23 protein-coding genes are annotated in these 24,315 nt (G+C 58.7%); 10 read left to right on the top strand and 13 right to left on the bottom strand.

All coding sequences use genetic code 11. The features are described from left to right. Positions 1-31: 31 nt before the first annotated feature. From dgcA to OJHNALOF_RS13550, 3 genes are all read right to left on the bottom strand, one after another. Positions 32-2,095, bottom strand: coding sequence for a dimethylglycine demethylation protein DgcA (dgcA, locus tag OJHNALOF_RS13560; protein WP_165662337.1), 2,064 nt, complete (start codon positions 2,093-2,095; stop codon positions 32-34). Positions 2,096-2,167: 72 nt separating this feature from the next. Further along, on the bottom strand, positions 2,168-2,698 hold the full coding sequence (locus OJHNALOF_RS13555) for a DUF5943 domain-containing protein (protein ID WP_165662336.1): 531 nt from the start codon (positions 2,696-2,698) through the stop codon (positions 2,168-2,170). A gap of 31 nt (positions 2,699-2,729) precedes the next feature. Beyond that, positions 2,730-3,710 (bottom strand): dipeptidase, encoded by a 981-nt coding sequence (locus tag OJHNALOF_RS13550; protein ID WP_094198923.1) that lies wholly within the window; start codon positions 3,708-3,710, stop codon positions 2,730-2,732. 274 nt (positions 3,711-3,984) lie between these two features. Between OJHNALOF_RS13550 and OJHNALOF_RS13545 the strand changes: the two genes are divergently transcribed. Further along, positions 3,985-4,266, top strand: a complete 282-nt coding sequence (locus OJHNALOF_RS13545) for a hypothetical protein (protein WP_165662335.1) — start codon at positions 3,985-3,987, stop codon at positions 4,264-4,266. 61 nt (positions 4,267-4,327) lie between these two features. On the opposite strand, the gene OJHNALOF_RS13540 is transcribed toward OJHNALOF_RS13545, so the two are convergent. After that, entirely contained in the window at positions 4,328-5,374 is a 1,047-nt protein-coding gene (locus OJHNALOF_RS13540; RefSeq protein ID WP_094198920.1) for a GlxA family transcriptional regulator, read from the bottom strand. A gap of 376 nt (positions 5,375-5,750) precedes the next feature. Continuing rightward, complete coding sequence (locus tag OJHNALOF_RS13535; RefSeq protein WP_165662334.1) at positions 5,751-7,343, bottom strand: BCCT family transporter; 1,593 nt, start codon at positions 7,341-7,343, stop codon at positions 5,751-5,753. A 299-nt stretch (positions 7,344-7,642) separates the two neighbouring features. Here OJHNALOF_RS13535 and OJHNALOF_RS13530 point away from each other — a divergent pair, with 299 nt between their 5' ends. Further along, positions 7,643-7,864, top strand: coding sequence for a hypothetical protein (locus tag OJHNALOF_RS13530; RefSeq protein ID WP_094198918.1), 222 nt, complete (start codon positions 7,643-7,645; stop codon positions 7,862-7,864). Between the two features lie 61 nt (positions 7,865-7,925). On the opposite strand, the gene OJHNALOF_RS13525 is transcribed toward OJHNALOF_RS13530, so the two are convergent. The 4 genes from OJHNALOF_RS13525 to OJHNALOF_RS13510 all read right to left on the bottom strand — a co-directional run bounded on the left by OJHNALOF_RS13525 (position 7,926) and on the right by OJHNALOF_RS13510 (position 12,424). After that, entirely contained in the window at positions 7,926-9,224 is a 1,299-nt protein-coding gene (locus tag OJHNALOF_RS13525) for a TRAP transporter large permease (RefSeq protein WP_165662333.1), read from the bottom strand. Between the two features lies 1 nt (position 9,225). Next, the gene (locus OJHNALOF_RS13520; RefSeq protein ID WP_165662332.1) at positions 9,226-9,756 is read right to left on the bottom strand and encodes a TRAP transporter small permease; all 531 of its coding nucleotides are present in this window, start codon (positions 9,754-9,756) and stop codon (positions 9,226-9,228) included. 63 nt (positions 9,757-9,819) lie between these two features. Next, positions 9,820-10,827, bottom strand: a complete 1,008-nt coding sequence (dctP, locus tag OJHNALOF_RS13515; RefSeq protein WP_165662331.1) for a TRAP transporter substrate-binding protein DctP — start codon at positions 10,825-10,827, stop codon at positions 9,820-9,822. A 322-nt stretch (positions 10,828-11,149) separates the two neighbouring features. Then, positions 11,150-12,424, bottom strand: a complete 1,275-nt coding sequence (locus OJHNALOF_RS13510) for an SRPBCC family protein (RefSeq protein WP_094198914.1) — start codon at positions 12,422-12,424, stop codon at positions 11,150-11,152. Positions 12,425-12,708: 284 nt separating this feature from the next. Between OJHNALOF_RS13510 and OJHNALOF_RS13505 the strand changes: the two genes are divergently transcribed. After that, positions 12,709-13,815 (top strand): hybrid-cluster NAD(P)-dependent oxidoreductase, encoded by a 1,107-nt coding sequence (locus OJHNALOF_RS13505; RefSeq protein WP_094198913.1) that lies wholly within the window; start codon positions 12,709-12,711, stop codon positions 13,813-13,815. Positions 13,816-14,042: 227 nt separating this feature from the next. On the opposite strand, the gene OJHNALOF_RS13500 is transcribed toward OJHNALOF_RS13505, so the two are convergent. Next, positions 14,043-14,246 (bottom strand): DUF4250 domain-containing protein, encoded by a 204-nt coding sequence (locus OJHNALOF_RS13500; protein ID WP_094198912.1) that lies wholly within the window; start codon positions 14,244-14,246, stop codon positions 14,043-14,045. A gap of 140 nt (positions 14,247-14,386) precedes the next feature. Between OJHNALOF_RS13500 and OJHNALOF_RS13495 the strand changes: the two genes are divergently transcribed. Further along, positions 14,387-14,779: a cell division inhibitor gene (locus OJHNALOF_RS13495; protein WP_094198911.1), complete on the top strand. Its 393-nt coding sequence runs from the start codon at positions 14,387-14,389 to the stop codon at positions 14,777-14,779. Positions 14,780-14,937: 158 nt separating this feature from the next. On the opposite strand, the gene hemH is transcribed toward OJHNALOF_RS13495, so the two are convergent. The 3 genes from hemH to OJHNALOF_RS13480 form a co-directional block, all read right to left on the bottom strand. Beyond that, positions 14,938-15,906 (bottom strand): ferrochelatase, encoded by a 969-nt coding sequence (gene hemH / locus OJHNALOF_RS13490; RefSeq protein WP_165662330.1) that lies wholly within the window; start codon positions 15,904-15,906, stop codon positions 14,938-14,940. A 68-nt stretch (positions 15,907-15,974) separates the two neighbouring features. After that, positions 15,975-16,619 (bottom strand): adenylate kinase, encoded by a 645-nt coding sequence (adk, locus tag OJHNALOF_RS13485; RefSeq protein WP_094198909.1) that lies wholly within the window; start codon positions 16,617-16,619, stop codon positions 15,975-15,977. Between the two features lie 417 nt (positions 16,620-17,036). Continuing rightward, entirely contained in the window at positions 17,037-17,327 is a 291-nt protein-coding gene (locus OJHNALOF_RS13480; protein ID WP_094198908.1) for a GIY-YIG nuclease family protein, read from the bottom strand. 150 nt (positions 17,328-17,477) lie between these two features. Here OJHNALOF_RS13480 and OJHNALOF_RS13475 point away from each other — a divergent pair, with 150 nt between their 5' ends. The 6 genes from OJHNALOF_RS13475 (at position 17,478) to OJHNALOF_RS13450 (ending at position 24,305) form a co-directional block, all read left to right on the top strand. Further along, complete coding sequence (locus OJHNALOF_RS13475) at positions 17,478-18,617, top strand: hypothetical protein (RefSeq protein WP_165662329.1); 1,140 nt, start codon at positions 17,478-17,480, stop codon at positions 18,615-18,617. Continuing rightward, the gene (locus OJHNALOF_RS13470) at positions 18,614-20,023 is read left to right on the top strand and encodes a cytochrome P450 (RefSeq protein ID WP_165662328.1); all 1,410 of its coding nucleotides are present in this window, start codon (positions 18,614-18,616) and stop codon (positions 20,021-20,023) included. The genes OJHNALOF_RS13475 and OJHNALOF_RS13470 overlap by 4 nt, the downstream gene beginning before the upstream one ends. Next, positions 20,020-20,367, top strand: a complete 348-nt coding sequence (locus tag OJHNALOF_RS13465) for a hypothetical protein (RefSeq protein ID WP_094198905.1) — start codon at positions 20,020-20,022, stop codon at positions 20,365-20,367. The genes OJHNALOF_RS13470 and OJHNALOF_RS13465 overlap by 4 nt, the downstream gene beginning before the upstream one ends. A gap of 183 nt (positions 20,368-20,550) precedes the next feature. Beyond that, a complete protein-coding gene (locus OJHNALOF_RS13460; protein WP_165662327.1) occupies positions 20,551-21,822 on the top strand; it encodes a capsule biosynthesis protein in 1,272 nt (423 codons plus the stop codon). 313 nt (positions 21,823-22,135) lie between these two features. After that, on the top strand, positions 22,136-22,483 hold the full coding sequence (locus tag OJHNALOF_RS13455) for a DVU3141 family protein (RefSeq protein WP_165662326.1): 348 nt from the start codon (positions 22,136-22,138) through the stop codon (positions 22,481-22,483). Positions 22,484-22,607: 124 nt separating this feature from the next. After that, complete coding sequence (locus OJHNALOF_RS13450; protein ID WP_165662325.1) at positions 22,608-24,305, top strand: polysaccharide biosynthesis/export family protein; 1,698 nt, start codon at positions 22,608-22,610, stop codon at positions 24,303-24,305. The last annotated feature ends 10 nt before the right edge of the window (positions 24,306-24,315 follow it).

Raw genomic sequence — 24,315 nt, 5'->3', positions numbered from 1 at the left:
CGCAGGGCCGGGGTTGCCCCCGGCCCCAGACTCAGAAGTCTTTACACAGACGCAGGGCGTCGTAGATGGCGGCATGGGTGTTGCGCTGGGATACGCAATCGCCCAGACGGTAGAGCAGATAGCCCTTGCCGTGCTCGGCCAAGGCCGGCTGGGGTTTGGCGTCATACAGGGCCTCAAGATCAATCTGGCCCTTGTTGACCGCATCGCCCTTCAGCTCGTAATACAGCCGCTCGTCCGGACGCAGGCCGTTCTCCACCACAATCTGATCCACCACCCGCTCTTCCTGCTGGCCGGTGTATTCGTTTTCCAGCACCGCCACCAGCTTGTCGCCCTCCTTGTAGACCTTGTGCAGGGCCAGATCGGAAGTCATGATCACCTCGCGCTCATAGAGCGAGCGGTAATAGGTGGGGAAGGTCGTGCCGCCAATGGCCGCGCCGGGCTTGATGTCGTCGGTCACTATCTCCACTAGGCTGCCCTTGGACGCCAGGTAATCCGCCGCTGACATGCCGGAAAACTCGCAAATGGTGTCGTATACCAGCACGTTCTTGGCCGGCTCTACCTTGCCGGAGAGAATGTCCCAGGTGCTCACCACCAGGCCTTCTTCCGCGCCCCACTCGGGGTTCTGCTCCAGGAAGGGAGTACCGCCCACCGCCAGGATCACCACGTCGGGCTGCTCGCCCATGATGGCGGGCAGATCGGCGGCGGTGTCCAGACGCACATCCACCTTGAGGCGGGCCAGCTCCAGGGCGTACCAGCGGGTAATACCGGCAATCTGGTCACGCTGGGGCGCCTTGCCCGCCAGGGTGATCTGACCGCCCAGCTCGGGCGCCTTTTCAAACAGCACCACGTTATGGCCGCGCTCGGCCGCCACCCGGGCCGCCTCCATGCCACCGGGGCCGCCGCCCACCACCACCACCTTGCGAATGGGACCGTCGGTTTTCTCGATAATATGGGGCATGCCCAGGTGCTCGCGGGAGGTGGCCGCGTTCTGAATACAGAGCACGTCCAGGCCCTGGTACTGACGGTCGATACAGTAGTTGGCGCCCACGCACTGCTTGATTTGGTCGACCTGACCCAGCTTGATCTTGGTGATCAGGTGCGGGTCGGCCATGTGCGCCCGGGTCATGCCCACGAAGTCGACGTAGCCGCCTTCCAGAATACGCTGGGCCTGGTTCGGATCCTTGATGTTCTGGGCGTGGATCACCGGCACGGTCACCACTTCCTTGATGCCCGCCGCCAGATGCAGGAAGGGCTCGGGCGGGTAACTCATGTTGGGAATCACGTTGGCCAGGGTATTGTGAGTGTCGCAACCGGAGCCGATCACGCCAAAGAAGTCCACCATGCCGGTGTCGTCATAGTATTTGGCGATCTGCTTCATGTCGTCGTGGCTGAGGCCGTCGGGGTGGAACTCGTCACCACAGATGCGCATGCCCACGGCGAAGTCGGGGCCCACCTCGGCGCGAATGGCCTTGAGCACTTCCAGGCCAAAGCGCATGCGGTTTTCAAAGTTGCCGCCCCATTCGTCGGTGCGCTTGTTGACCCGCGGGCTCCAGAACTGATCGATCAGGTGCTGGTGCACGGCGGACACTTCCACTCCGTCCAGCCCCCCTTCCTTGGCACGGCGGGCGGCCTGGGCGTAGTCGCCGATGATGCGCTGAATTTCTTCCGGCTCTATGGTTTTACAGGTGGCGCGGTGCACCGGCTCGCGAATGCCGGACGGCGATACCAGGGTGCTCCAGTTGTAACCGTCCCAGCGGGAGCGCCGGCCCATGTGGGTGATCTGAATCATGATCTTGGCGCCGTGCTTGTGCATGGCGTCGGCCAGATTCTGAAAATGAGGAATAATGCGGTCGGTGCTCAGGTTAACCGAGCTCCACCAGGCCTGGGGACTGTCGATGGACACCACGCTGGAGCCGCCGCAAATGGCCAGGCCCAGGCCGCCTTTGGCCTTTTCTTCGTAATACTTAACGTAGCGATCCGTGGTCATGCCGCCGTCGGTGGCATACACCTCGGCATGGGCCGTGCTTACCACCCGGTTGCGAATGGTGAGCTTGTTGATGTTCATGGGTTGAAACAAGGCGTCGAACTGTCCCATCCTGGAATCCTCTTGTACATGCTGCGGGCCGTATTCCCGGCCCGCCGAAAATAATCGTGCCGAAAACGCGCCTTACAGCGGGCTCACTTCAAACAGGCCGTAATCGCAGCCGCTCTGGGCACCGCTCTGGGTCTGGCGAGCCTGGGTGCGCACCGCATAGCCCAGGCTTTGGGCAATCTGATCCATGGCGCCGGCGAACCAGCCGGTGAACATGTAATCCACCATGCGTTCTACCTTGCCGTACTGATATACGAAGGCGGAGTGATCCAGGCGAACCCGGGCGGTGCCGGCGGCAATATCCAACTGCTCAATGGTGAACAGGCCCCAGCCACGCTGAGACAGGCGCTTCATGTAGTGCTCAAACACGGCGTCGCCGCTGATGCCATGGCACTCGGCTTCTTTTTCACACCAGTGCCAGGCCGACTTGTAACCGGCCTTGTAGAGGATTTCGGCATAGCGCTCCGGGCCCAGCTCTTCCTCGATGGCCATGTGGTTGTTCACGAAGAAGTGACGCGGCACATAGAGCATGGGCAGGGCGTCTGTGGTCCACACGCCGGTGTCGGCGTCTACTTCAATCGGCATTTCGGGTGCATGTACTGACATTGTTGTTTCTCCCTTGCTTCCTTGATTCTGCTTATTCGCCCCAAACGTCCTTGAGCACACGAACCCAGTTGCCGCCCATGATCTTCTCCACCAGTCGCGGAGAATAACCATTGCGCAGCAGGGCCTCGGTGAGGTTGGGGAATTCACCTATGGTGCGAATGCCTTCGGGGTTGATGATTTCGCCAAAACGGGTCAGGCGGCGGGCATAGCCCTTGTCGTGAGTCAGCCACTCGAAGAAGTTCTGATCGTGCCCCTGGGTAAAGTCGGTGCCGATGCCGATGGCGTCTTCACCCACGATGTCCAGCACATAACCAATGGCCTCGACGTAATCGTCGACGGTGGACTCAATGCCTTTCTTCAGGAAGGGCGCAAACATGGTCACGCCCACAAAGCCGCCGTGCTCGGCGATGAAACGCAGCTCGGCGTCCGACTTGTTGCGCGGGTGGTCCTTGAGCCCGGCGGGCAGGCAGTGGGAATAGCACACCGGCTTCTTGGACTCGAGGATCACCTCTTCCGAGGTTTTGGCACCCACGTGGGACAGATCGCACATAATGCCCACCCGGTTCATCTCGGCCACCACCTCGCGGCCAAAGCCGGACAAACCGCCGTCCCGCTCATAACAGCCGGTGCCCACCAGGTTCTGGGTGTTGTAGGCCATCTGCACGATGCCCACACCCAGCTGCTTGAAGATTTCGACATAGCCGAGCTGATCTTCAAAGGCGTGGGCGTTCTGAAAACCGAGAATGATGCCGGTGCGGCCTTCTTCCTTGGCAGCCAGAATGTCGGCGGTGGTGCGCACCGGCCGAATCAGATCGCCGTGCTCCTGAAAGTGACGGTTAAACTCGGCAATGTTGTTGACCGTGGCCTGAAACCCTTCCCACACCGACACGGTGCAGTTGGCGGCGGTCAGTCCGCCCCGGCGCATGTCTTCAAACAGTTCGCGCCCCCAGTTGGCGATAATGAGGCCGTCGATCACGATCGACTGGCGGTGTACCTCTGCTGCATTTTCCATAGCCTGCCCTTCCTCGCATTCGGTTGACGGTGACACGGTATTCACCGGATTCAGGGGCAGTCTATCCCGCGCCAATGGGGGCGCTGTGGCTGAAAGCGACCGGGGCATAGTTAAAAACGTCACGACACCGCGCATGTGTCGGTGATGGGCATGCCAACTGTATCGGCCCGTTACGGCTGCCACACCTTGTCACCAAAATCCCCTTGTCTGGCATAACTGCGCCACAAAGATCATCAACAATGGCAGCGTTGACCAAGCCCCTGATGAGGAAGAGATGAGAACAACTATCAAGGTAATGCTGTTAGGTTCCCTGGTGATGGCTGCGCCACTGTATGCAGCAGACCATGATCACAAGCCCCACAGACAACATGAACAGCGTCAGCAGGTGGCAGAGATGTCGCCCGAACAGTTCAAAAAGCACCTGGAACAGGGCTATGAGCGCGCCGCCGACAAGCAAAAGCGCAAGCAGTTTCTGAACCGGCTGGACGAGCGCAAGTCAAAGATGCCGGCCGCCCACCAGAAAGTGGCGGAGCGTTTTCTGGCCAAGCACCGATAATCCCCTGTAAAAACAACAAGCCCCGCAATGCGGGGCTTGTTGCTTGTGAGAAGGCGTGAAATTACAGCGTGACCGAGGCAAAGGTGGGCTCGTTGCGGGCGCTGCTGAGGTTCAGGCTAAGTTCACTCGCCGGCGGGGCCATGCCGTGGCTGGCGGTGGTGCCGTTTCTCAGGCGGTCGTCGCGAGGCGGCACGCCAAAGCACTCGCGATAGCACTTGCTGAAATGGGGGGTAGAGACAAAGCCACAGGCGGTGGCGATGTCGATAATCGACAGTGAGGTCTGGCGCAGCAACTGCCGAGCCCGTTTCAGGCGCAGGTTGAGGTAATAGCGCGACGGCGAGCACTTGACGTGGCGCTGAAACAGCCGCTCTACCTGACGGCGGGACAGCCCCACATAGTGGGCCAGCTCATCCAGGGTAATGGGCTCTTCCAGGTTGGCTTCCATCAGTGCCACCACTTCCGCCAACTTGGGCTGGGCCGGGCCCACCAGGTGGCGCAGCAGCACCTTTTGCTCTTCCTGGCCATCGCGAATGCGCTCGCACAGGAACATGTCGCAAATGGCGGTGCTGAGGGCGCTGGAATGTTCCTTTTCAATCAGGTGCAACATCATGTCCATGGGCACGGTGCCGCCGCTGCTGGTGAGCCGGTCCCGGTCGATGCAATACAGCGCATTGCTGGTTTCGAGCCGGGGAAACGCCTCCTTGAAGGCGGCCATGTATTCCCAATGCAGGGTGCAGCGGTAACCATCGAGCACCCCGGCGTCGGCGAGCAGATAGCTGCCGGTACACAGGGCGCCCAGCTTCACCTTGCGGTGCGCCAGCTGTTGCAGCCAGGCCCGCAGGCTGCGGCTGCGGGCGTTGGCCACGCCCACGCCGCCACACAGCAACATCATGTCGAGGTGACCGGCGTCGTGAATGCCGTGATCCGGAGTGACGGTCATGCCGTCGCTGGCCCGTACCGGCTGGCCGCTTTCACTCAGCATGACCCACTCATAAAGTGCCCTGCCCGACAGCTGGTTGGCCATGCGCAGGGGCTCGATGGCCGAAGCCAGGGAAATCATGGTGAAGTTGTCTACTAACAGGAAGCCGACACGCTGTGGTTCGTTCATTGCTCTTGCTCCTGGTCCCTGTGCGGTCGCATTCGGGATCCTTTTTATCGTGATTGCGACATTTCATGGAGTGGCATTTGCGTAGCAAATCCGCCCATAAGCAAAACATATAACATTAGTTTTACTTTTCGCCAGACGAATACCGTTCATTTTTAGGCGCTCAGTCACAGTTTGAATATCAGGCGTCATAATTAACCTTTTACTCATATATGAAATGCTCATGAAAAGTCTGAAATGATATGGCTTTACATATGGTTACGCCTGATGAGTGCCGGTTGAAGCGTCTGAAGCCCGCCAGCCATAAATATGAGAAAACCGCCATAAAAAGGCGGTTTCGTTATGCTTTTTTAGATTAAAAACCCGCTTTCCTGGCGGCTCAGGGTGCCGGCGGTACTCGGGTGGCCACCGGCAAGGGCGCCGGCAGCTCTTCGTGCAGGCCCTTAAACAGGCCCCACATCATCACCATGATCACCATCGAGAATGGGAAGGCGGCAATAATGGCCGCGGTTTGCAGGGCCGTCAGGCCGCCCGCGAGCATCAGAATGGCCGCCACCGCGGCAACCGACAGTCCCCATATTACCCGCTGGCTGCGGGGCGGATGCTCTTCACCCAGCGACAGTATGGTGGTCACTACCAGGGTGCCGGAGTCGGCAGAGGTAATGAAGTAAAGCGCAACCAGCACGGTGGCCAGCAACGAGGCCAGATAGCCCATGGTGCCGCCGTCGAGCTGGCTCAGGGTGACATACAGCGCCGAGGTCACGCTCTCGCCCACAGCGGTCACAATGCCGGCCTGGCCAATGGCGCTGACCGCTTCACCGGCGGCGTTGGTCACGGTGTGGGTCAACTCCAGGAACAAGGCGGTGCCGCCGAACAGGGTGAGCCACAACATGCCCAGCAGGGTGGGTACCAGCAGCACACCGCAGATAAATTCGCGAATGGTACGGCCGCGGGAGATGCGCGCGATAAACATGCCCACAAAGGGCGACCACGACATCCACCAGCCCCAGTAGAACACGGTCCAGCCCGACTGCCAGCCACTGTTTTTGCTGGCGTCGGTCCAGGTGCTGAGCGGCACCACATGGGCCAGATAGTCGCCAATGCCCTGCACATAACTCTGCAGCAGGTAACTGGTGGGGCCATAGGCCAGCAAAAATACCAGTATGGCCACGGTCAGCCAGATGTTGATCTCCGACAGCCATTTCACGCCCCGGCCAATGCCCGACAGCACCGAGGCGGTGGCCACTAGGGAAATCACCAGGATCAGCAGCAGCTGATTGCCGGTGCTCACCTCAACGCCAAACAGGTGATTGAGGCCGGTGTTGATCTGGGCCACGCCCAGGCCAAGGGAAGTGGCCACCCCGAACACGGTGCCAAACACCGCCAGCACATCGACGGTATGCCCCATCCAGCCATAGATGCGCTTGCCGATGAGCGGATAGAGCGCCGAGCGAATGGTCAACGGCAGGCCCCGCCGGTAGGAGAAATAAGCCAGCGCCAGCCCAACTACCACATAAATGGCCCAGGGGTGCAGCCCCCAGTGAAAGAAGGTAATGCGCATGGCCACTTCCGCCGCTTCCGGTGTCAGCCCCTCGGCAATAAAGGGGTTGGCCTGAAAGTGGTAGATGGGCTCGGCAATGGACCAGAACACCAGACCAATGCCCATGCCGGCACTGAACAGCATGGCGAACCAGGAAAACAGGCCGTATTCCGGCCGGGCGTCGTCACTGCCCAGACGCAGCTGGCCAAAGCGGCTGAACGCCAGCACCACGCAAAACACCAGCATAAGCGCGACGATGGCAATGTAATACCATTTGAAGTGGGTAAGAATGCCGCTGGACACGGCGCTGAACAGGCCGGCGGCGGCGTCCGGATAAAGGGCGCCGCCCAGCACAAACAAGGTAACGATCACCATGGAGCTGATCGTTGCCGCCGGACTCATTCCTTTCAAAATTCCATCTTTGCCAACCATAGCAAGAGATCTCCGTCGGATAGATTGTGTCAGTCGCGACCGGGGCCATGCTCAGTTCAAACACGGCTCCGGTCGCGACTGCGGTTGATGACCGGGCGCTGCAGGCGCCCATCGGTGCAGTACCGTCCGCTATCTCAACAGCTAACGACTGGTTGAAACTTCTCCAATGCGACACCCTGTTAACCAGTTCCGTCGCGAACGTCATATTCTGTTTCCATTGCGACAGCATGTCGCAAATGGCCTTGTCAGCGGTCGCGCCGGGAATTAGCCTGCGCTTTTAGGAACAGGAGAGCCCACCCATGATGATCAGCGACCTTATCGATCAGCAGGATTTTCTGGCCCGGTTGCGGGCATGGAATGTGTCCGCCCCGGCGCGGCTGGCCGATTGCGAGCCCCTGCTGGCCGAGCTGCTGGCCGGCCCCGAGGGAGAGCGGTGGCGGGAACGCCTGAATGCGCTGCTGGCCCAGCGGGCGCTGATGCACCCCGAGGTGCTGGCCCTGGTGGAAAAGAGCCTGCAGTGAAATAGCGACAAAATAGAAAGGGGAGCCGGCGGCTCCCCTTTTTATTTCTGCGTTCACGCTATTACAAGAACCCCAGCCAGCGCGGCAGAAACAGCGACAACTCGGGTACGAAGGTGGTCACCATCATCACCGGCAGACCCACAAAGATCATCAACGCCAGGGCGGGTTTCACCGTTTTGTGAATCGACACCTTACCTATGCGGCACGCCATATAGAGAATGGGCGCCACCGGCGGGCTGTTGGCACCAATCACCACCGAGCAGGCGACAATGGAGGCAAAATGCACCGGGTGAATACCGGTATCTACCATCAGGGGCAGAAACAACGGCGCCACGACCACGGTCACCGATACGTCATCCATGATCATGCCGGCAATAATCAGGAACAGGTTTACCGCAATCAGAATCAGCAGCGGGTTCTGGATGAGCGTGCTGACCATTTCGGTCAAATCCTGAGGAATCCGTTCCGACGCCAGAATGCGCCCGATCATAAAGCTGAACAGCAGAATGAGGATCACCGTGCCGGTGGTTTCTGCCGCCGCCACCACGCTTCGGGCAAAGCTTTTCAGGTTCATGTCGCGGTAGATAAAAAACCCGATCATCATGGCCGAAAAAGCCGCGACCGCCGCCGCCTCGGTGGGGGTAAACACACCACCATAAATCCCCCCGAGAATGATCACCGGCAACGACAGCGCCGGAAAGGCCTTGAGCGTTGCCCTGCCCTTGCCCGGCGATGTGTCCAGCCCCTTGCCTGCGGCACTGCTCACTTCCTCAAAAAACCGCCCCACGCCAAAACGGTTGGCGAGGATAAGCCCCAGCATCAGCAAAATGGCCGGCCCCACCGACGCCGCAAAGCAGGCCGCCACCGACTGCCGAGTAACCACCGCAAACAGTATCATGGTGATCGAGGGCGGAATAAGAATGCCCAACAGCGACGATATGCCCAGCAACGCCGAAGAGTAACTGCGTGGATAGCCGCGCTGCTCCAGCGGGCCGATCATGATGGTGCCGATGGATGCCACCGCCGCCGTGGCGGTGCCGGCAATGGCGCCGAAAATACCCGACGCCATGACCATGGATGCCCCCATGCCGCCTTTGCGCTTGCCGATCATCACCTCAATAAAGTCCACCAGCCGTTTGGCAATGCCGCCGCTTTGCATCAGATAACCGGTAAGTACAAACAACGGCAGTGCAATCAGGATCACCGAATCTACCGAGCGATAGCCCTGCAGCATCAGGGTATTCAGATTGGCGTCATACACATACACCATGTACGCCAGCACCCCGGCAAAGGACCAGGCTACCGGCACCCCGATCACCATCAGCAGCATTAACAGCCCGATGGCAAAAAAACCTTCCATGTCAGTGCTCCTCTTTCAGCTGGCGAGAGCCGGTGTTCGCTCCGCACAGGCCGGCAACGGCCCTCAGCAAGTCTCGCAGCGAATAACAACTGCAACCCACGGCCGCCAGCATGATCGACGCCTGGGGCAGCCACAGCGGAATGCCCATGCCCGGGGTCGACTGGGGCCGGCGCAGGCCCCAGGCCAGCATGCGGTAGGCCAGCAGCACAAAGAACAGGCAGATAGCAAAGGTGATCAGCGATATCAGCGCTTTGTGCAGCAATTTGAGGCGATAATCGGTGATCTGCAACTCAACGAAATCCACCACCAGGTGCTCATTGCGCCGGCTGGCGATCAACGCCCCCAGCATATAGAGCCACATGCCGAACAGCATAATCAGCTCCAGCAGGCCCACCACCGACCAGCCAAACACATATCGCGCCAGCACCAGAAACAGCATCAGCCCAACCACCAGCAAACTGGCTGTGAAGGCTGCCGCTTCCAGTAACCAGCCCACCCGCCGGTCCAGCCCGGAAAAAAATCTGCCGTTCATTGATAGCCCCCTGGAAACGGTCCGGCCCGAAGACTGCCGGCCCCGAGTGAAATGACTGGCCGATTAAAGGCCGGTCGCGTTGGCACGAATGGTATCCATAATCTCGGTACCGATTTCCTTGTCCATCAACGGCCAGACCTGTTCACGGGCGGCCTTGGCAAACTCACGCAACTGCTCGTCACTGGGCTCGAAATACTTCATGCCGGCTTCCTGCGCCTTTTGGATGTAGTACTCGTCCTGCTCCTTCGCGGCCTTGAACTGCTCGTTCATGATTTCCACTGCGGCTTCCTGCACGACTTGCTGCTGCGCTTCGGTCATGCCTTCCCACACGTCCAGGTTCATGGAGAGCACGCCGGTCATAAAGAAGTGTTTGGTCTGTACATAGTGGTCAATCGTGTCTCTAAAATATTCGTAATCCCAGTAAATGACGTTGCCGGCCTCGCCATCCACCACACCGGTCTGCAGCGCGGTGTAGACCTCGCCCCAATCAATGGCGGCAGTCTGGTAACCCAGGGCCTGCATGGTCTGGGGCGCAGGGAAAACGGTCATGGTGCGCACCTTGAGGCCGTCCGCATCCTTGATGGTGAGGGCATATTTGTCCCGGGAACCGACGCCGTTAAAGCCTTCCGGCCAGGGGCCAAAGAACTTCAGGCCAATGTCCTGATATACACCGCCGAGCAGGTTGTTGACCCAGCCGCCCGGACTGTAGGCTTCCAGCGCTTCCTTCCAGGACAGGGTCATGTAGGGGGTGTAGATGACACCAATGCGCTTGTCGTAGGACGTCATGGGCCAGTTCAGCATCACGTCCACATCGCCGGCTACATGCAGGTCAAACACTTCCTGCTGACCGCCCAGTTCGTTCTGGTAGAACACCTTGGTTTCGATATTGCCGCCAGATTTTTGCTCAATCAGCTCGCCCCATTTTTTCAGGGCTTCACCGGCTGGCGATCCCTGCGTGCCGGAGTCGGTAGCCAGCTTGAGGGTTAACGCCTGGGCACTGGTGCTGGCCAGGCAGGCAGCGGTAATGGCGGAGGCAAGCAGGGTCTTGATGTTGAAGCCGATGGTTTTCATGCGGTGTCCTTTCCGATATGTGCCGTGTTGATGGTATTCGAGAGCCCTTTGCAGGGCGGGTTCAAACACATATGGATACTACGGGTGCCTGCATATATCACTGTCTCAAATGCGACCGTTCGTGAGCCAATAACGGCGCGAATACGACAGGAAAAAGGAACGTCGAGTGACTCTGGGCACATACACCACAAGGGTCACATTGCTGCAGACGCAATGCGGCGGGGAAGAAATGAATGGCCCCCGCTTTCGCGAGGGCCACAAGGTAAAACACAGGGATGACCGTCGAACCCCGGGATTCACATTACCATTCCGGGCTTTCGGCTTACTCCGGCAGTTTGACGGACAGGGTCTGGCCGCCGGCGTTGGCGACGAAGGTATCGGCGTACCAGTCGACAAAGTTCACCACACCGAACTCGTAGGTGGGTGAATAAGGGCCCGGCTCATAGGCGATGGAGTTGATGCCACGCTGGTTTTCCTCGGCCAGGGCGCGGTCCTGGGCGTTGGTGGCATCCCACACCAGACGCAGTTTTTCCACGTCATAATCCACGCCTTCCACCGCGTCCTTGTGCACCACCCACTTGGTGATCACCTTGGTCTTCTGCGGCCCCAGCGGCACCACCTGGAAGGTGATCAGGTGATCGCTCTGGCCGTGGTTCCAGGAGTTGGGCAGGTGCAGAATGCGCAGTGAACCCAGCTCCCGGTTCTTGACCCGGCCCAGGGTCTTCTCACAGGCATTGGAGCCATCGATGGTCATGGCCACCTTGCCTTCGGCCAGGGGCATGCGCACCATGCGGTTGCGCAATCCGAACGACACATGCTCATGGGGAATGTTTTCCGCGTCCCATTGTTCGGCCATGCGCGCCACATGGGCCTTGAAGGCGTCGGTCGCGCGGGGATCGGTGGTGTCGTCGAACTCCAGCAGGGTATTGAGCAGCTCGGGGTGAGAACCATTGCAGTGGTAACATTCCCGGTTGTTCTCGATCACCAGCTTCCAGTTGGCGTCTTCAACGATTTCGGACTGCACCGCCACCTTGGCGTTTTCCAGATCGTAAGGCTCCAAATAGAGCTCCAGCGATGCCAGAAACTCGTCGATGTCGGGCGGGTTGTCGGCCAGACAGATAAAGATGTAACCACCGGCGGTCTTGGTGTGTACCTTTTTCAGCGGAAAGTCGCCTTTGTTGAACTGCTCACCCATGTCGTTGCCGGCATAGATCAGCTGTCCGTCCAGCTCATAGGTCCACTGGTGGTAAGGGCAAACCAGCTTGGCCACCTTGCCCTTTTTCTCGGTACACAACCGTGAGCCCCGGTGCCGGCACACGTTGTGAAAGGCCTGTACGCCTTCCTTGTTGCGCACCACGGTAATGGGGTTGTTGCCTACTTCTACCGTGATGTAGTTGCCGGTTTTGGGAATTTCACAGGTCAGCCCCACATACAGCCATTCCTTGCAAAAGATCTGCTCCATGTCGGCTTCAAACACCGACTGGCTGTTATAGCAGGCCTGGGGAAGGGAGTAGCCGGGACGACGCTGCTGCAGCAGCTGAACGGTATCCGCCAGTCCGGGGGCGGTGCCGATAACGGTGGTGTTGCTCTGCTCCATCTGCATTGCTTCCTTTGCTGAGTTGAAAGGGCGGAAAACCATACCGCCGATGGGCGTATTGTTATCCTGCCCGGGCGGTGTCGGTTGTCTGAAAACGACTCGCCCCGCCTGCTTTTACGACCCGCAAGCCGGCGTCTGGCCCCGGCTTCACGCTCATTAACGGCAAAACGGGGCTGACGGATATTTCCATGTCGTTTTCAGGCAACCGCGCCGGCTAAATCTCATCAAGAATGCCGGCAACAAGGACACAACGGGGCCCCTCGCCGCCCCAGCGGAGGACAGCGATGAATCAGGACTTTATTTCACCCATCAATACCCAGACCTGGAGCAACGGTCGCCACCCGGTGCGCTGTGTGCGCGTGATTCAGGAAACCTGGGACGTGCGTACCTTCTGCTTCACCGCCGAAAGCCCGCTGCTGTTTTTCTTCAAACCCGGCCAGTTTGTTACCCTGGAGCTGGAAATTGACGAGCAGACGGTGATGCGCAGCTACACCATCGCTTCTTCGCCCTCGGTGCCCTACAGCTTTTCCATTACCGTCAAACGAGTGCCCGGCGGCGTGGTGTCCAACTGGCTGCACGACAACCTCAAGGAAGGCGACGCCCTGGCGGTGCACGGCCCGGTGGGCAATTTCAACTGCATCGACTTTCCCAACGACAAGGTGCTGCTGCTTTCCGGCGGCGTGGGCATCACCCCGGTGATGTCGATGATGCGCTGGTGGTTCGACACCAACGCCGATGTCGATATTCAATTTGTGCACAGCGCCCGCACACCCAAGGATCTGGTGTTCTACCGAGAGCTGCAGCACATGGACTCGCGGCTGAATAATATTCAGCTGAGCCTGATCTGCGAACGCACGGACATTGGTGAGACCTGGAGTGGCTATCGCGGCTTTCTGAACAGCGCCATGCTCAGCCAGATCTCCCCCGACTTTATGGAGCGGGAAGTGTTCTGCTGCGGCCCCACCCCCTACATGAAGGCGGTGCGCAACCTGCTGCAACAGGCCGGTTTCGACATGGATCGTTACCACGAGGAAAGCTTTGGCGCCACGCCGGTAGAAGTGATTGAAGACGTGGAGCTGCTGGCCCAGGAGGCCTCGGATCTGGCCGAAGAGATGGAGCGCACCGAAGAGCGTTTGACCATTTCCTTCCTCGACAGCGACCTGCAGGTGGACATTCTGCCCGGCGAAACCCTGCACAGCGCCGCCGCCCAGGCCGGCCTGCACATTCCCAAGGCCTGCGGCATGGGCATTTGCGGCACCTGCAAGGTCAAGGTGCTCAAGGGAGAAGTGGCCATGGAGCACAACGGCGGCATTACCGATGAAGACATCGACGAGGGTTACGTGCTGAGTTGTTGCAGCGTGCCCAGCGGCAACGTGGAAGTGGAATACTGAGTACTACTGAGAGGTTGTAGGGGGGGCTTACAGGTCCAACCATTTTGCCCGAGCCGACAGTCCGGCCCGGGCTTTTTTGCGTGCCGGCCGCCGAGAAGAACGACAGGCGCCGCTTCGGTCGGCGCGTTATCAAACAGGTTAACGGTCTGCTGTGCACTCCCTGCCCAACGACAGTAACGGCGACAACAGACCCCGCAGTCTGGCTCCCTTTTGAAATGTCGGTGTAATCAGCGCGTCGAGGCGGCCCTGAACTGGTTGCTGTGGCTGTCGTAGCGGTAACCAATTTGCGCCATGCGCGCACTCAGCCAGCCGCCGTCCAGTTCGTAACGGGCCAGCAGCGCCTCCAGGCTGTCGCACTCGATGCGCAGTTTTTCATTGAGAATGCTCAGCACCATGTGAATGTCCATTCGTTCCAGTTGCGTTCTGTCCATTTCGCCCTCCTGTCGGTAACCGACCGGCTTGGCAGCCGGCATGATCGAAACACTGTAAATTTAACCAGTTAAATATTGACCAAACCGCCCCGAGTGAATACTGTATGTATAAACAGTAAAACAACAGGCAGGGCCGATCCATGATGAACCTTTCGTTAATCCGCAAGCAGGCATTGATCCCATCGCAGCAGGCGCTGCCCCACTGTCATTCCGCCGCGCTCAACACGGCACCGCAACCCGAGGTGCTCACTCGGCTGGCGGCCCTGAGCCACGGCAACGGCGGCTGGATCCTGGTGGCCAATGCCCCCACCCGCTTGTGCCGTCAACGCCTTGCCGCCGCCGGCATCAACCCGGCCCGCGTGCTGGACGCCCAGCGGCTTACCCCACAGCAACTGCAGCGAGCGCTGGCCAGCCCGACCATTGCCGCCGTGGTGTGCTGGCAACAGCAAGATGAAACCTTTTTGCACCAGCGGCAAGCCGATGCGCGCCTTTTTGTGATCGGACCGGCAGTGCCGGGCAACCCGCTGCACTGAGCGCCGTTCACCCTGTAACGAACAATAAAAAACCGGCGCTGCCGAGGGCAGCGCCGGTTTTTTATTTATGGGATTGACGCCTTTCAAGGGCCGTAGGTTGAAATGAGCGAAGCGAATTCCAACCTACCAGCCAATCAAGCGACCGATATGGAGTGAGATCACACCAGCTCGCGGCAGACCAGATCCACCAGCATGCGAATATGGGCGGGGTTGTCGTTCAGGGCAGGAATATAGCGATACTGCTCGCCCCCGGCCTTGATGAACAGCTCCTGGTTTTGCTCGGCGATCTCTTCCAGGGTTTCCAGACAGTCGGCAGAAAAGGCCGGGCAGATCACGTCCAGCTTTTTCACCCCTTCCTTTGGCAGCGCCTTCATGGTTTCGTCGGTATAGGGCTTGAGCCACTCTTCCCGGCCAAAACGCGACTGAAAGGTGGTGCGCCACTGATGCGGCTCCAGCCCCAACTCTTCCGCCAGCAGTTCGGAAGTGCGATGACACTGCTGACCGTAAGGGTCGCCCTGGTTTTCAAAGCGCTTGGGAATGCCGTGGTAAGAGAGCAGCAGCAGGTCGCCCCGGCCATGCTCCTGCCAGTGTGCCCGCACCGAGTCGGCCAGGGCGCCGATGTAGCCACTGAAGTCGTGATAGTTATGCACAAACCGCAAGGCCGGCACCAGCCGCTCCTGCTTCATTAATCTGGCCCAGCTGTCAAACACCGAGGCGGTGGTGCTGACCGAGTACTGCGGATACAGCGGCAGCACAATGACCCGGTCTACGCCCTGCTCCTTGAGCTGCTGCCAGGCCGAGGCAATGGACGGCTCGCCATAGCTCATGCCCAGCGCCACCGGCACGTCTATGCCTTCATCCTGCAGCGCCTTTTGCAATGCCGCCTGCTGACGACGACTGACCACCATCAGCGGCGAGCCTTCCGGCCACCAGATGGATTGATAGAGTTTGGCCACCTTGGGCGAACGAAACGGCAGAATAATGCCATGAAGCAACGGACACCACAGCGAGCGGGGCAAGTCCACCACCCGGTAGTCGTGCAGAAACTGACTGAGAAAGGCCTTTACCGCCGCCGAGGTGGGGGCGGAAGGCGTACCCAGGTTGACCAGTAAAACGCCTGTTTTCACCTTGTTACCTGCCTTTTACCAACAACAAAAAGCCGGACCTTCACAGGCCCGGCTTGAACCATACCGGCTTAAGCCAGAATGCTGGTCAGCTCCCGGCTGACCGCTTCCACCGACTGGGTGCCATCCACCTTGTGGTGCTGGGTGTGGCCGGCTTCGGCTTCCTGCTTGTAGTAATCGATCAGCGGAGCGGTTTGCTCGTGATACACGGCCAGACGCTTGCGCACGGTGCTTTCTTCGTCGTCGGCGCGGATCACCAGCTCTTCACCGGTCACGTCGTCTTTACCTTCCACCTTGGGCGGGTTGTATACCAGGTGATAAACCCGGCCGGAGCCCGGGTGTACGCGGCGGCCGCTCATGCGCTTGACGATCTCTTCGTCGGGCACGGCGAATTCCAGCACATGATCCACGGCAACACCGGCTTCCTTCATGGCGTCGGCCTGGGGAATGGTGCGGGGGAAACCGTCGAGCAAAAAGCCCTTGGCGCAATCGTCCTGGCTGATGCGCTCCTTGACCAGGCCGATGATGATGTCGTCAGACACCAACTGGCCCTTGTCCATCACTTCTTTGGCCTTCAGGCCCAGCGGGGTACCGGCCTTGATAGCGGCACGCAGCATGTCGCCAGTCGAAATTTGCGGAATACCGAACTTCTCCATGATGAACTGAGCTTGCGTTCCCTTACCCGCGCCCGGTGCACCCAGCAAAACGATGCGCATAACAGCGTCCTCTTATTTGATTAATCATTCGCAATTGGTGGCTGATTGTGTCATGACACCGTCACGGGAACAAGTAACAGCCCGGCCTGTTAGACCTATTGATGATATAAGCAGCGGATGCACCCTTCACAATATGGACCCCTGCCTTCGCAGGGGTGACACCCCTCCCGCCATTCCTGCCCTCTCCCGTCATTCCTGCGAAGGCAGGAATCTGCATACTCCGGGCCCGCTGGCAGCACAGTGCCGCCCCACACATGGGCCCCTGCCTGCGCAGGGGCGACAAAAAAAGCGTAGGGGCGACAAAAGGCGCAGGGGTGCCCTCCGTCATTCCTGCCCTCTCCCGTCATTCCTGCGCAGGCAGGAATCCACATACTCCGGGCCCGCTGGCAGAACTGCCCTCACCCAAACTCGGGGCATTCAAATAATATCATTCCACAAATCCTGCCAGTGAGGATTGAACTCCTCAATAAGCCGTATCTTCCAGTCGCGTTTCCATCTTTTAAGTTGCTTTTCTCTGGTTATCGCATCATACATGCTGCTGTGTGACTCAAAATAAATCAGCCGGTGAAGATCATATTTCGCTGTGAAACCATCAGCTTCATGCTGTCTGTGCTGCCAGATACGCTGTACCAGATTGCTGGTCACCCCAATATACAGGGTCCCATTACGCTTATTGGTTACGATATAAACAGCAGGAGCCTTGAACATAAGTGAGCCTTATCCGCTTGGAGTTTGTTCAGATTAAAGCAGGAATCCATATACTCCGGGCCCGCTAACTACACCGTTAGCGCCACACATTCCCCCTTATCCCAAATTAAGGTACTCTGTTCGCCGTTTTAACCAGTCAGGAACCACGGATTGGCCCGCATTAAACAACGGCAGGTGTTTTATATTCACGGCTTTGATCCGCGTGGCGCGGGTCACTATCACCGCCTTTATCGCAGTCAGTCGGCATTACAGGCAAAAGTAAACGGCCTGCATATTGATGTTTCTGCCCGTAAGCGCGGCGAAAATCACAGCCATTGCTGGCAACTTGATACCGAACACTGCCAGACCCGGTATAACTACCTGGGCTGGGATGATATTGTGCGCGCCCACTGGGCCAGAGGGTGGCTTCAGATCATCGGTGATTTAAGCCTGTTTCTATGGGTATATATTTTACCCGGCCACATACTCTCCTACGCCAAGGCGTCGCCCAAACAGCTGATGGCCGGGCTTTACCCCGCCTTTTACCTGCTGCTTAGTCTGTTGTTCTCGGTCTGGCTGGCAACCAGCCTGGCCGGGCAACTGCCCTGGCAAATGGCCCAGCTGCCTGCCGGGCTGGTGCTGGTAGCCGCGCTGATGCACACCAGCAAACACCTGGGCAACAAGCTGGCGGTATTCTGGTTATTGCGCATCTACGCCTTTTCAGCCCGCTGGGCCAGGGGGCAAATGCCTGAGCTTGCGCCGCGCATTCACTCCTTTGCCAGCCATATGGCCGAGGCCATTAACGACGACACCAACGACGAGGTGGTGATCGTTGCCCACAGCGTGGGCACCATGATGGTGGTCCCGGCCCTGGCCCAGGCCCTGCAGCAAGTTCACAATCCGAATCGCCTGGCCCACCAACGGGTGGTGTTGATCACCCTGGGGCACTGCATTCCGCTGGTGAGCTTTCACGCCGCCGCCGCCGACTTTCGCACCGCCCTGCAGCAGCTGGGACACAACAAGCGGCTGCTGTGGCTGGACTACACCGCCCCCACCGACGGCGCCTGCTTTCCGCTGTTGAACCCGGTAACCTCCTGCGGCCAGAGCTGTGCCCCCCACGCCGGGCCACGCCTGCTCTCACCCCGTTTTTTTACCCTTTATCACCCGGCTCGCTATAAAAAGCTGCGCCGGGCCTGGTATACCATGCACTTTCTTTATCTGATGGCCACCGACAAGCCCGGCCCTTACGACTTTTTCGCCTTTACCGCCGGGCCCGAGACCATTGCCAGCCAACTGAAGGAACGAACATGAGCTGCCCGGTGTTTCCCAAACCCGCCAAAAGCAAGGCCTCGCTGTGGAAAGTATTTTTCACCAAGCGTCACTCCTGGCTGGACGCCCTGTATGAACGCAGCTATGGCATGAAGATGGGGGAATACAAACTGCCGGGGCTCACCCTGTATATGGTGAACCAGCCCGAGCTGGTGCGAAAAGTCATGGTGCAGAACATGGCCGACTTTCCCAAGCACGCCATGCTGGGGGACATTCTCGAGCCGCTGCTGGGCGAAAGCATTTTCACCACCAACGGTGAGCAGTGGCAAAAACAGCGCAACATGCTCGATCCCGCCTTCAAGCATGCTCGAGTGCAGCAGGTGTTCGGACTGATGCAGCACGCCGTGGCCGACATGCTCGCGCGGCTTGAGGCCCACCAGCCGGGGCAGGACATAGACCCGGAAATGACCTTTGTGACCGCCGACATCATCTTTCGCACCATAATGTCGGCCAGCCTCGATGCCGAGCAGGCCAACCGCATTCTCGATGCCTTTGTGCGCTTTCAGGCCGAATCCCCCAGGCTGGCATTGAGAAAAATGTTCAAACTGCCCGGCTTTTTACAGCGGGGCGCCAGCGAGAGCAAACGCCTGGCCGCGGCAAAAGAAATTCGCACCACCATAGAAGACATTATTCGCCCCCGCTACCGGCAGGCCGAAGCCGCCCGCGCCGGCTGCCCGCAGTCACACACCGAGCTGGAGAACCAGCAGGATATTTTGTCTTCCCTGCTGCTGGCCAAAGACGCCAGCACCGGTCAGCCGTTCGGCTTTGATGAAATCGTGGATCAGATCTCCATGCTGTTTCTGGCCGGCCACGAAACCACCGCAAGCTCGCTGACCTGGTCACTGTATTTGCTGGCCACCCACCCGCACATACAGCAAGACGCTTATGAAGAAGTCACTCGCGTGCTGGCCGAGCAACCCATGGGGGTGGAAGCCCTGCGCAAAATGGTGCTGGTGCGCGATGTGTTCCGTGAAGCCCTGCGACTTTACCCGCCGGTGGGCTTTTTTGCCCGTGAGTGTGCCCACGCCAGTGAAATGAGAGATAAAAAAATGAAGGCGGGCAGCTCGGTGATGGTCTCACCCTGGCTCATTCACCGCCACACAGACTACTGGCACGAGCCGCACCGGTTCGACCCCTATCGTTTTACCAGCAAGCAACTGAAAACCCCGCTCAGCAAAGCCTACCTGCCCTTTGGCGCCGGCCCGCGGGTGTGCATTGGTGCCGCCTTTGCCCAGCAGGAGTCCAGCCTGATACTGGCGAGTATTCTGCAGCACTACCACCTTAGCCTGCCCGATGGCTTTGAGCCCCGGCCCGTGGGCCGGCTGACCATTCGCTCCGACAACGGGCTGCGGCTTATTCTGACGCCAAGGAACAAACAACCACAATGAAAGAACGAATTGCCGGCTTTATTCTTATGTGCGCCGTGGTGCCCCTGGCCATAGTGGGCTACCTGATTATCTGTTATGTGGGGTTTATGGGCCGGGTGGAGCGTGGCCGCGCCGGTGTGCGTGCCCTCGATCACTTTGTAAACGCCTCGGTATTTAATGGCTACGCCTGGGAGTCGGTGTCTTCCCACGCCTGGCGCGAACGCGACAACAAACGCTGGGCCCGCTTTGTGATATGGCTTACCAATAAATTCCAGCAGGATCACTGCAAACGCGCCAACAAGCGCGAACAACCCCTGGTGGATCTGATGCTGCAGAAAGGACTACACCGGCAAACCATTAAGTAACCGTGGGAATTCACTGCGCTCCAAACCCCATCGGAACCACTTGCCGGGGTAACAAACAGCACCTAATTCCATTTATGCTTTTGACATAAATATTTGATATTACTCCCGTTCATACCCTGTGTTAGAATGCGCCCCGCACGGAAAACGCAGACATAACTAAAACAAATTCATACGGGACTCTTGATGAAATCAGCCTTGCTACTTCAAGGGCCGCTTGGGCCTTTTTTTCAGCACTTTTCCCGCTTTTTAAGCGAGCAGGGCATTTTTGTACACAAAATTCACTTCAACGGCGGCGATGGCTGCTGGCCCTGCCGGGGCACCAATGTGCACTACACCGGCTCCCTGCCGGAATGGCGCCACTTTCTGCACAACTACATTAACGAGCACGGCATTGACACCGTGTTCTGTTACAGCGACTGTCGCGAATATCACGCCGTGGCCCGCCACTATTGCCTGAGCCATAACATTCGCTTTTTTGTGTTTGAAGAAGGCTACCTGCGTCCGCACTACATTACCCTGGAGCAAAACGGCGTTAATGCCCACAGCCCCTGGTTTGGCAAACTGGCAGACGAACTTCCTACACAAAACCCCGAGCACGTAAAGCACCAGTTCGACATTCGCGCCAGCTTTAAACGCCGCATTTACTACGCCATGCGTTATTACTTCAGCATGCATTGCTGCCGCTGGCGCTTTCGGCACTATGTGCACCATCGTCACCGTTCATGCTGGACAGAAGGCATTGCCTGGCTCAAGGGCTGGTATACCAAATATACCCACACTGCCCATGACCGAGGCCTGCAGCAGCACCTGATTGACCAGCACTCCAAACACATTTTTCTGGTGCCATTGCAGGTGGCCGACGATTTTCAGATCCGGGCCCACTCGCCCTTTGAGGACGTGGCCGAGTCCATTCGGCACATTATGCGCTCCTTTGCCGCCTGTGCTTCCCGGCAGGATGTGCTGCTGTTCAAACACCACCCCATGGACCGTGGCTACACCAACTACACCCAACTGATTAACACCCTGGCCGCCGAGCAGGGCATTGAAGGCAGGGTATTTTACGGCTTTGAGCTGCACCTGCCGGATCTCTACCAGCACTGCAAGGGCGTGGTAACGGTAAACAGCACGGTGGGCATGTCGGCCCTGTTTCACCATGTGCCCACCATTACCCTGGGCAAGGCGCTGTATGACATTCCGGGACTCACCAGCCAGGGGCCATTGGCCACCTTCTGGCGCACGCCGCAGCCGGTGAACGTGGGCCTGTTTAAACGGCTGCGGGCCTTTTTGCTGGAGCGCACCCAGCTGAACGGCAGCTTCTATGCCGAGGCAGACAACACCTGCCGGCAAATTTGGCAGCGGCTGCAACAACAGGCCCAGCCCCCGATCAGGGTTTCACCACAGGTGGCTTATCGACAGTCCGAAAAGGCCAACAGAAGCAAGCGAAGGGTTGCCTGATCTTGCCATTGCGGCCCTTGTCCAATAACCATCCACTTGAACGGTGGGGCCGTCGAAATTGTAATGGCCGGGTGGTAGTATCATCCCGGATTAAAACACTGAGTTGCATTTTGCAACCAGTGTGCACAAGGAGAGAGTGATATCAGCGAATTGGGAGCTGTAACCCACGGGCGGTAGCGTCCTTTTTTAACACTCAAAAAATTGCCTCTCTCGTCAGGTTTTCTTTCGCCGGTTGGCTGGCCCCCCTTGAGCCGGCCGGGCATACCTACACGCATTTCTTCTTTTTATTACGTTAGTCACAAGAGTTAACCAAATGTCTTTTGTCAGCAAAGCCCTTGCAGGCCCGATTGCCGTTTTATGCCTGCTCACCCTCGCCGGGTGCGCTACCCAGCAACCACAAGATAACCAGGCCAGCATTAACAACGACTCACTCCACCAATTTATTGAGTCGGCCGCCCCCCATGCCACCGCCTCCCTCCCCGCCAGCCCCTGGGGTGCCAACGCCCAGGTTACCGCCGGCGCTGCCTACTTCGCCGCCAGCGGAAAAACCTGTCGCTCGCTGCAGGTAACCCAAGCCATCGGCAGCCAGGAAGAACACATTGCCTGCAAAGGCCAAAACGGCCAGTGGCAGCTTTCGCGAGCCATAACGCAACAGCCGTAAGCCCTACTCGCATCAACACCATTCATTTAAAGCTGTGTAGGCCCCAATTTATTGGGGCAATATCACCACATGCGCTAAAAATTGCCCGAATCAATTCGGGCCTACAAGATTCCGAGAACACCACATGTCTTTAAAAAAATTCATCATTCCCTTTGGGCTACTCGTATTAGCGAGCCAGTCCCAGGCCCAGCTGATTGGCGCCGCTGCCGGCGAGCTGCCCGCCGAGCAAAACAGTCGTTTTGCCGCGCCGTCCGAATCTGACCAGGCCGCGCAAAACAGCAGTACCCAGTGGCAAAACAACCGCTATGGTGTGCCCGGCACTACCATGGCACAGCAAGACTACCCAAGCTTTGGCAGCCATTTGTTCAACGGCGGCTTCAGCGGCGTGCGTGCCGACGGCCTTAACGCCGATTATGTGATCACCCCCGGTGATCAGGTTACCCTACGGGTGTGGGGTGCGGTTGAAATAGACCGGGTGCTGCCGGTGGATGCTCAAGGCAACATTTTTATTCCCGGCGTGGGTCCCATCAAGGTTCAGGGCATAAGGCACAGCCAGCTGGACGCCAAGGTGCGCAGCGCCGTTAACTCCATCTATTCCAACAACGTGCAGGTGTACACCAACCTGCAGGGCGTGCAGCCGGTGTCTGTGTTTGTTACCGGCTATGTGCAAAACCCCGGTCGCTTTGCCGGCACCCCCAGCGACTCGCTGCTGTATTTCATAGACCAGGCTGGCGGCATAGACGATGCCACCGGCAGCTACCGCAAGGTGCGAGTAAAGCGCCACGGCAAAACTATTGCCACCGCCGATCTCTATGCCTTTTTGCTGAACGGCACCCTGCCCCGCGTGCAGTTTAAAGACGGCGACACCATAATAGTGGACGAGCGCGGCCCCACCGTGACGGTGGAAGGCGACGTGGCCCGCCCCTATCGCTATGAACTGCTGCGCACCGGCATGACCGGCCAGGAGCTGCTTAAACTGGCCCGGCTCAAGTCGAACGTGACCCATGTGCTGCTGCGCGGTGCCCGCACTCAGGGGCCGGTTTCCAGCTATGTGAAGCTGAACGAATTCGACCGGCAGCAACTGAACAGTGGCGATCAGCTGGTGTTCAGCCGCGACATGCGCGACAACACCATAGTGGTGCAACTTGAGGGCAGCTACTACGGCCCCTCACACTTTGCCCTGCCCCGGGATGCACGCCTGCATGAACTGCTGAACGCCGTGTCTGTGCCGCAAACCATGACCGACACCAGCAGTATCTCCATCAAGCGGGTCAGCGTGGCCGAACGCCAGAAACAGGCCCTGGATGAAAGCCTGGCCCGGCTGGAAACCACCTACCTGGGTGCCTCCTCCTCCACCGCCGATGAAGCAGAAATTCGCGTGCGCGAAGCCGAGCTTATCAGCCAGTTTATTGAACGGGCCCGCCAGGTGGAGCCCAATGGCCGCCTGGTGCTGGCCAACAACGGCCGAATCAGCGACATTCGCCTGCAGGACGGTGATGTCATCACCATTCCCGAAATTTCCGATTCCGTGCTGATAAGCGGTGAAGTACTGGTGCCCCAGTCAGTAGTATTTAACACCGAGCGCAGTGCCAAGGACTACATAGAAGGCGCGGGCGGCTTTACCGAGCACGCGGATAAGAGCCGCATTCTGGTGGTGCGCCAGAACGGTGAAGTGCGCGAGGCGGCAGATGTGACCTTGCGCCCGGGTGATGAGATTTTGGTGTTGCCCAAGGCACCCACCAAAAACCTGCAATTGGCCGGCACCATCACCCAGATCCTGTACCAGATTGCCATTGCCGCCAAGGTGGCGGTGGATCTGTAATGAGCACAAT

The organism is Oceanimonas sp. MB9, from assembly GCF_011319775.1.
GTDB classification, from domain to species: domain Bacteria; phylum Pseudomonadota; class Gammaproteobacteria; order Enterobacterales; family Aeromonadaceae; genus Oceanimonas; species Oceanimonas doudoroffii.
Note: the sequence above shows the minus strand (reverse complement) of the source record. Positions and strands in the feature narration are given on the sequence as shown.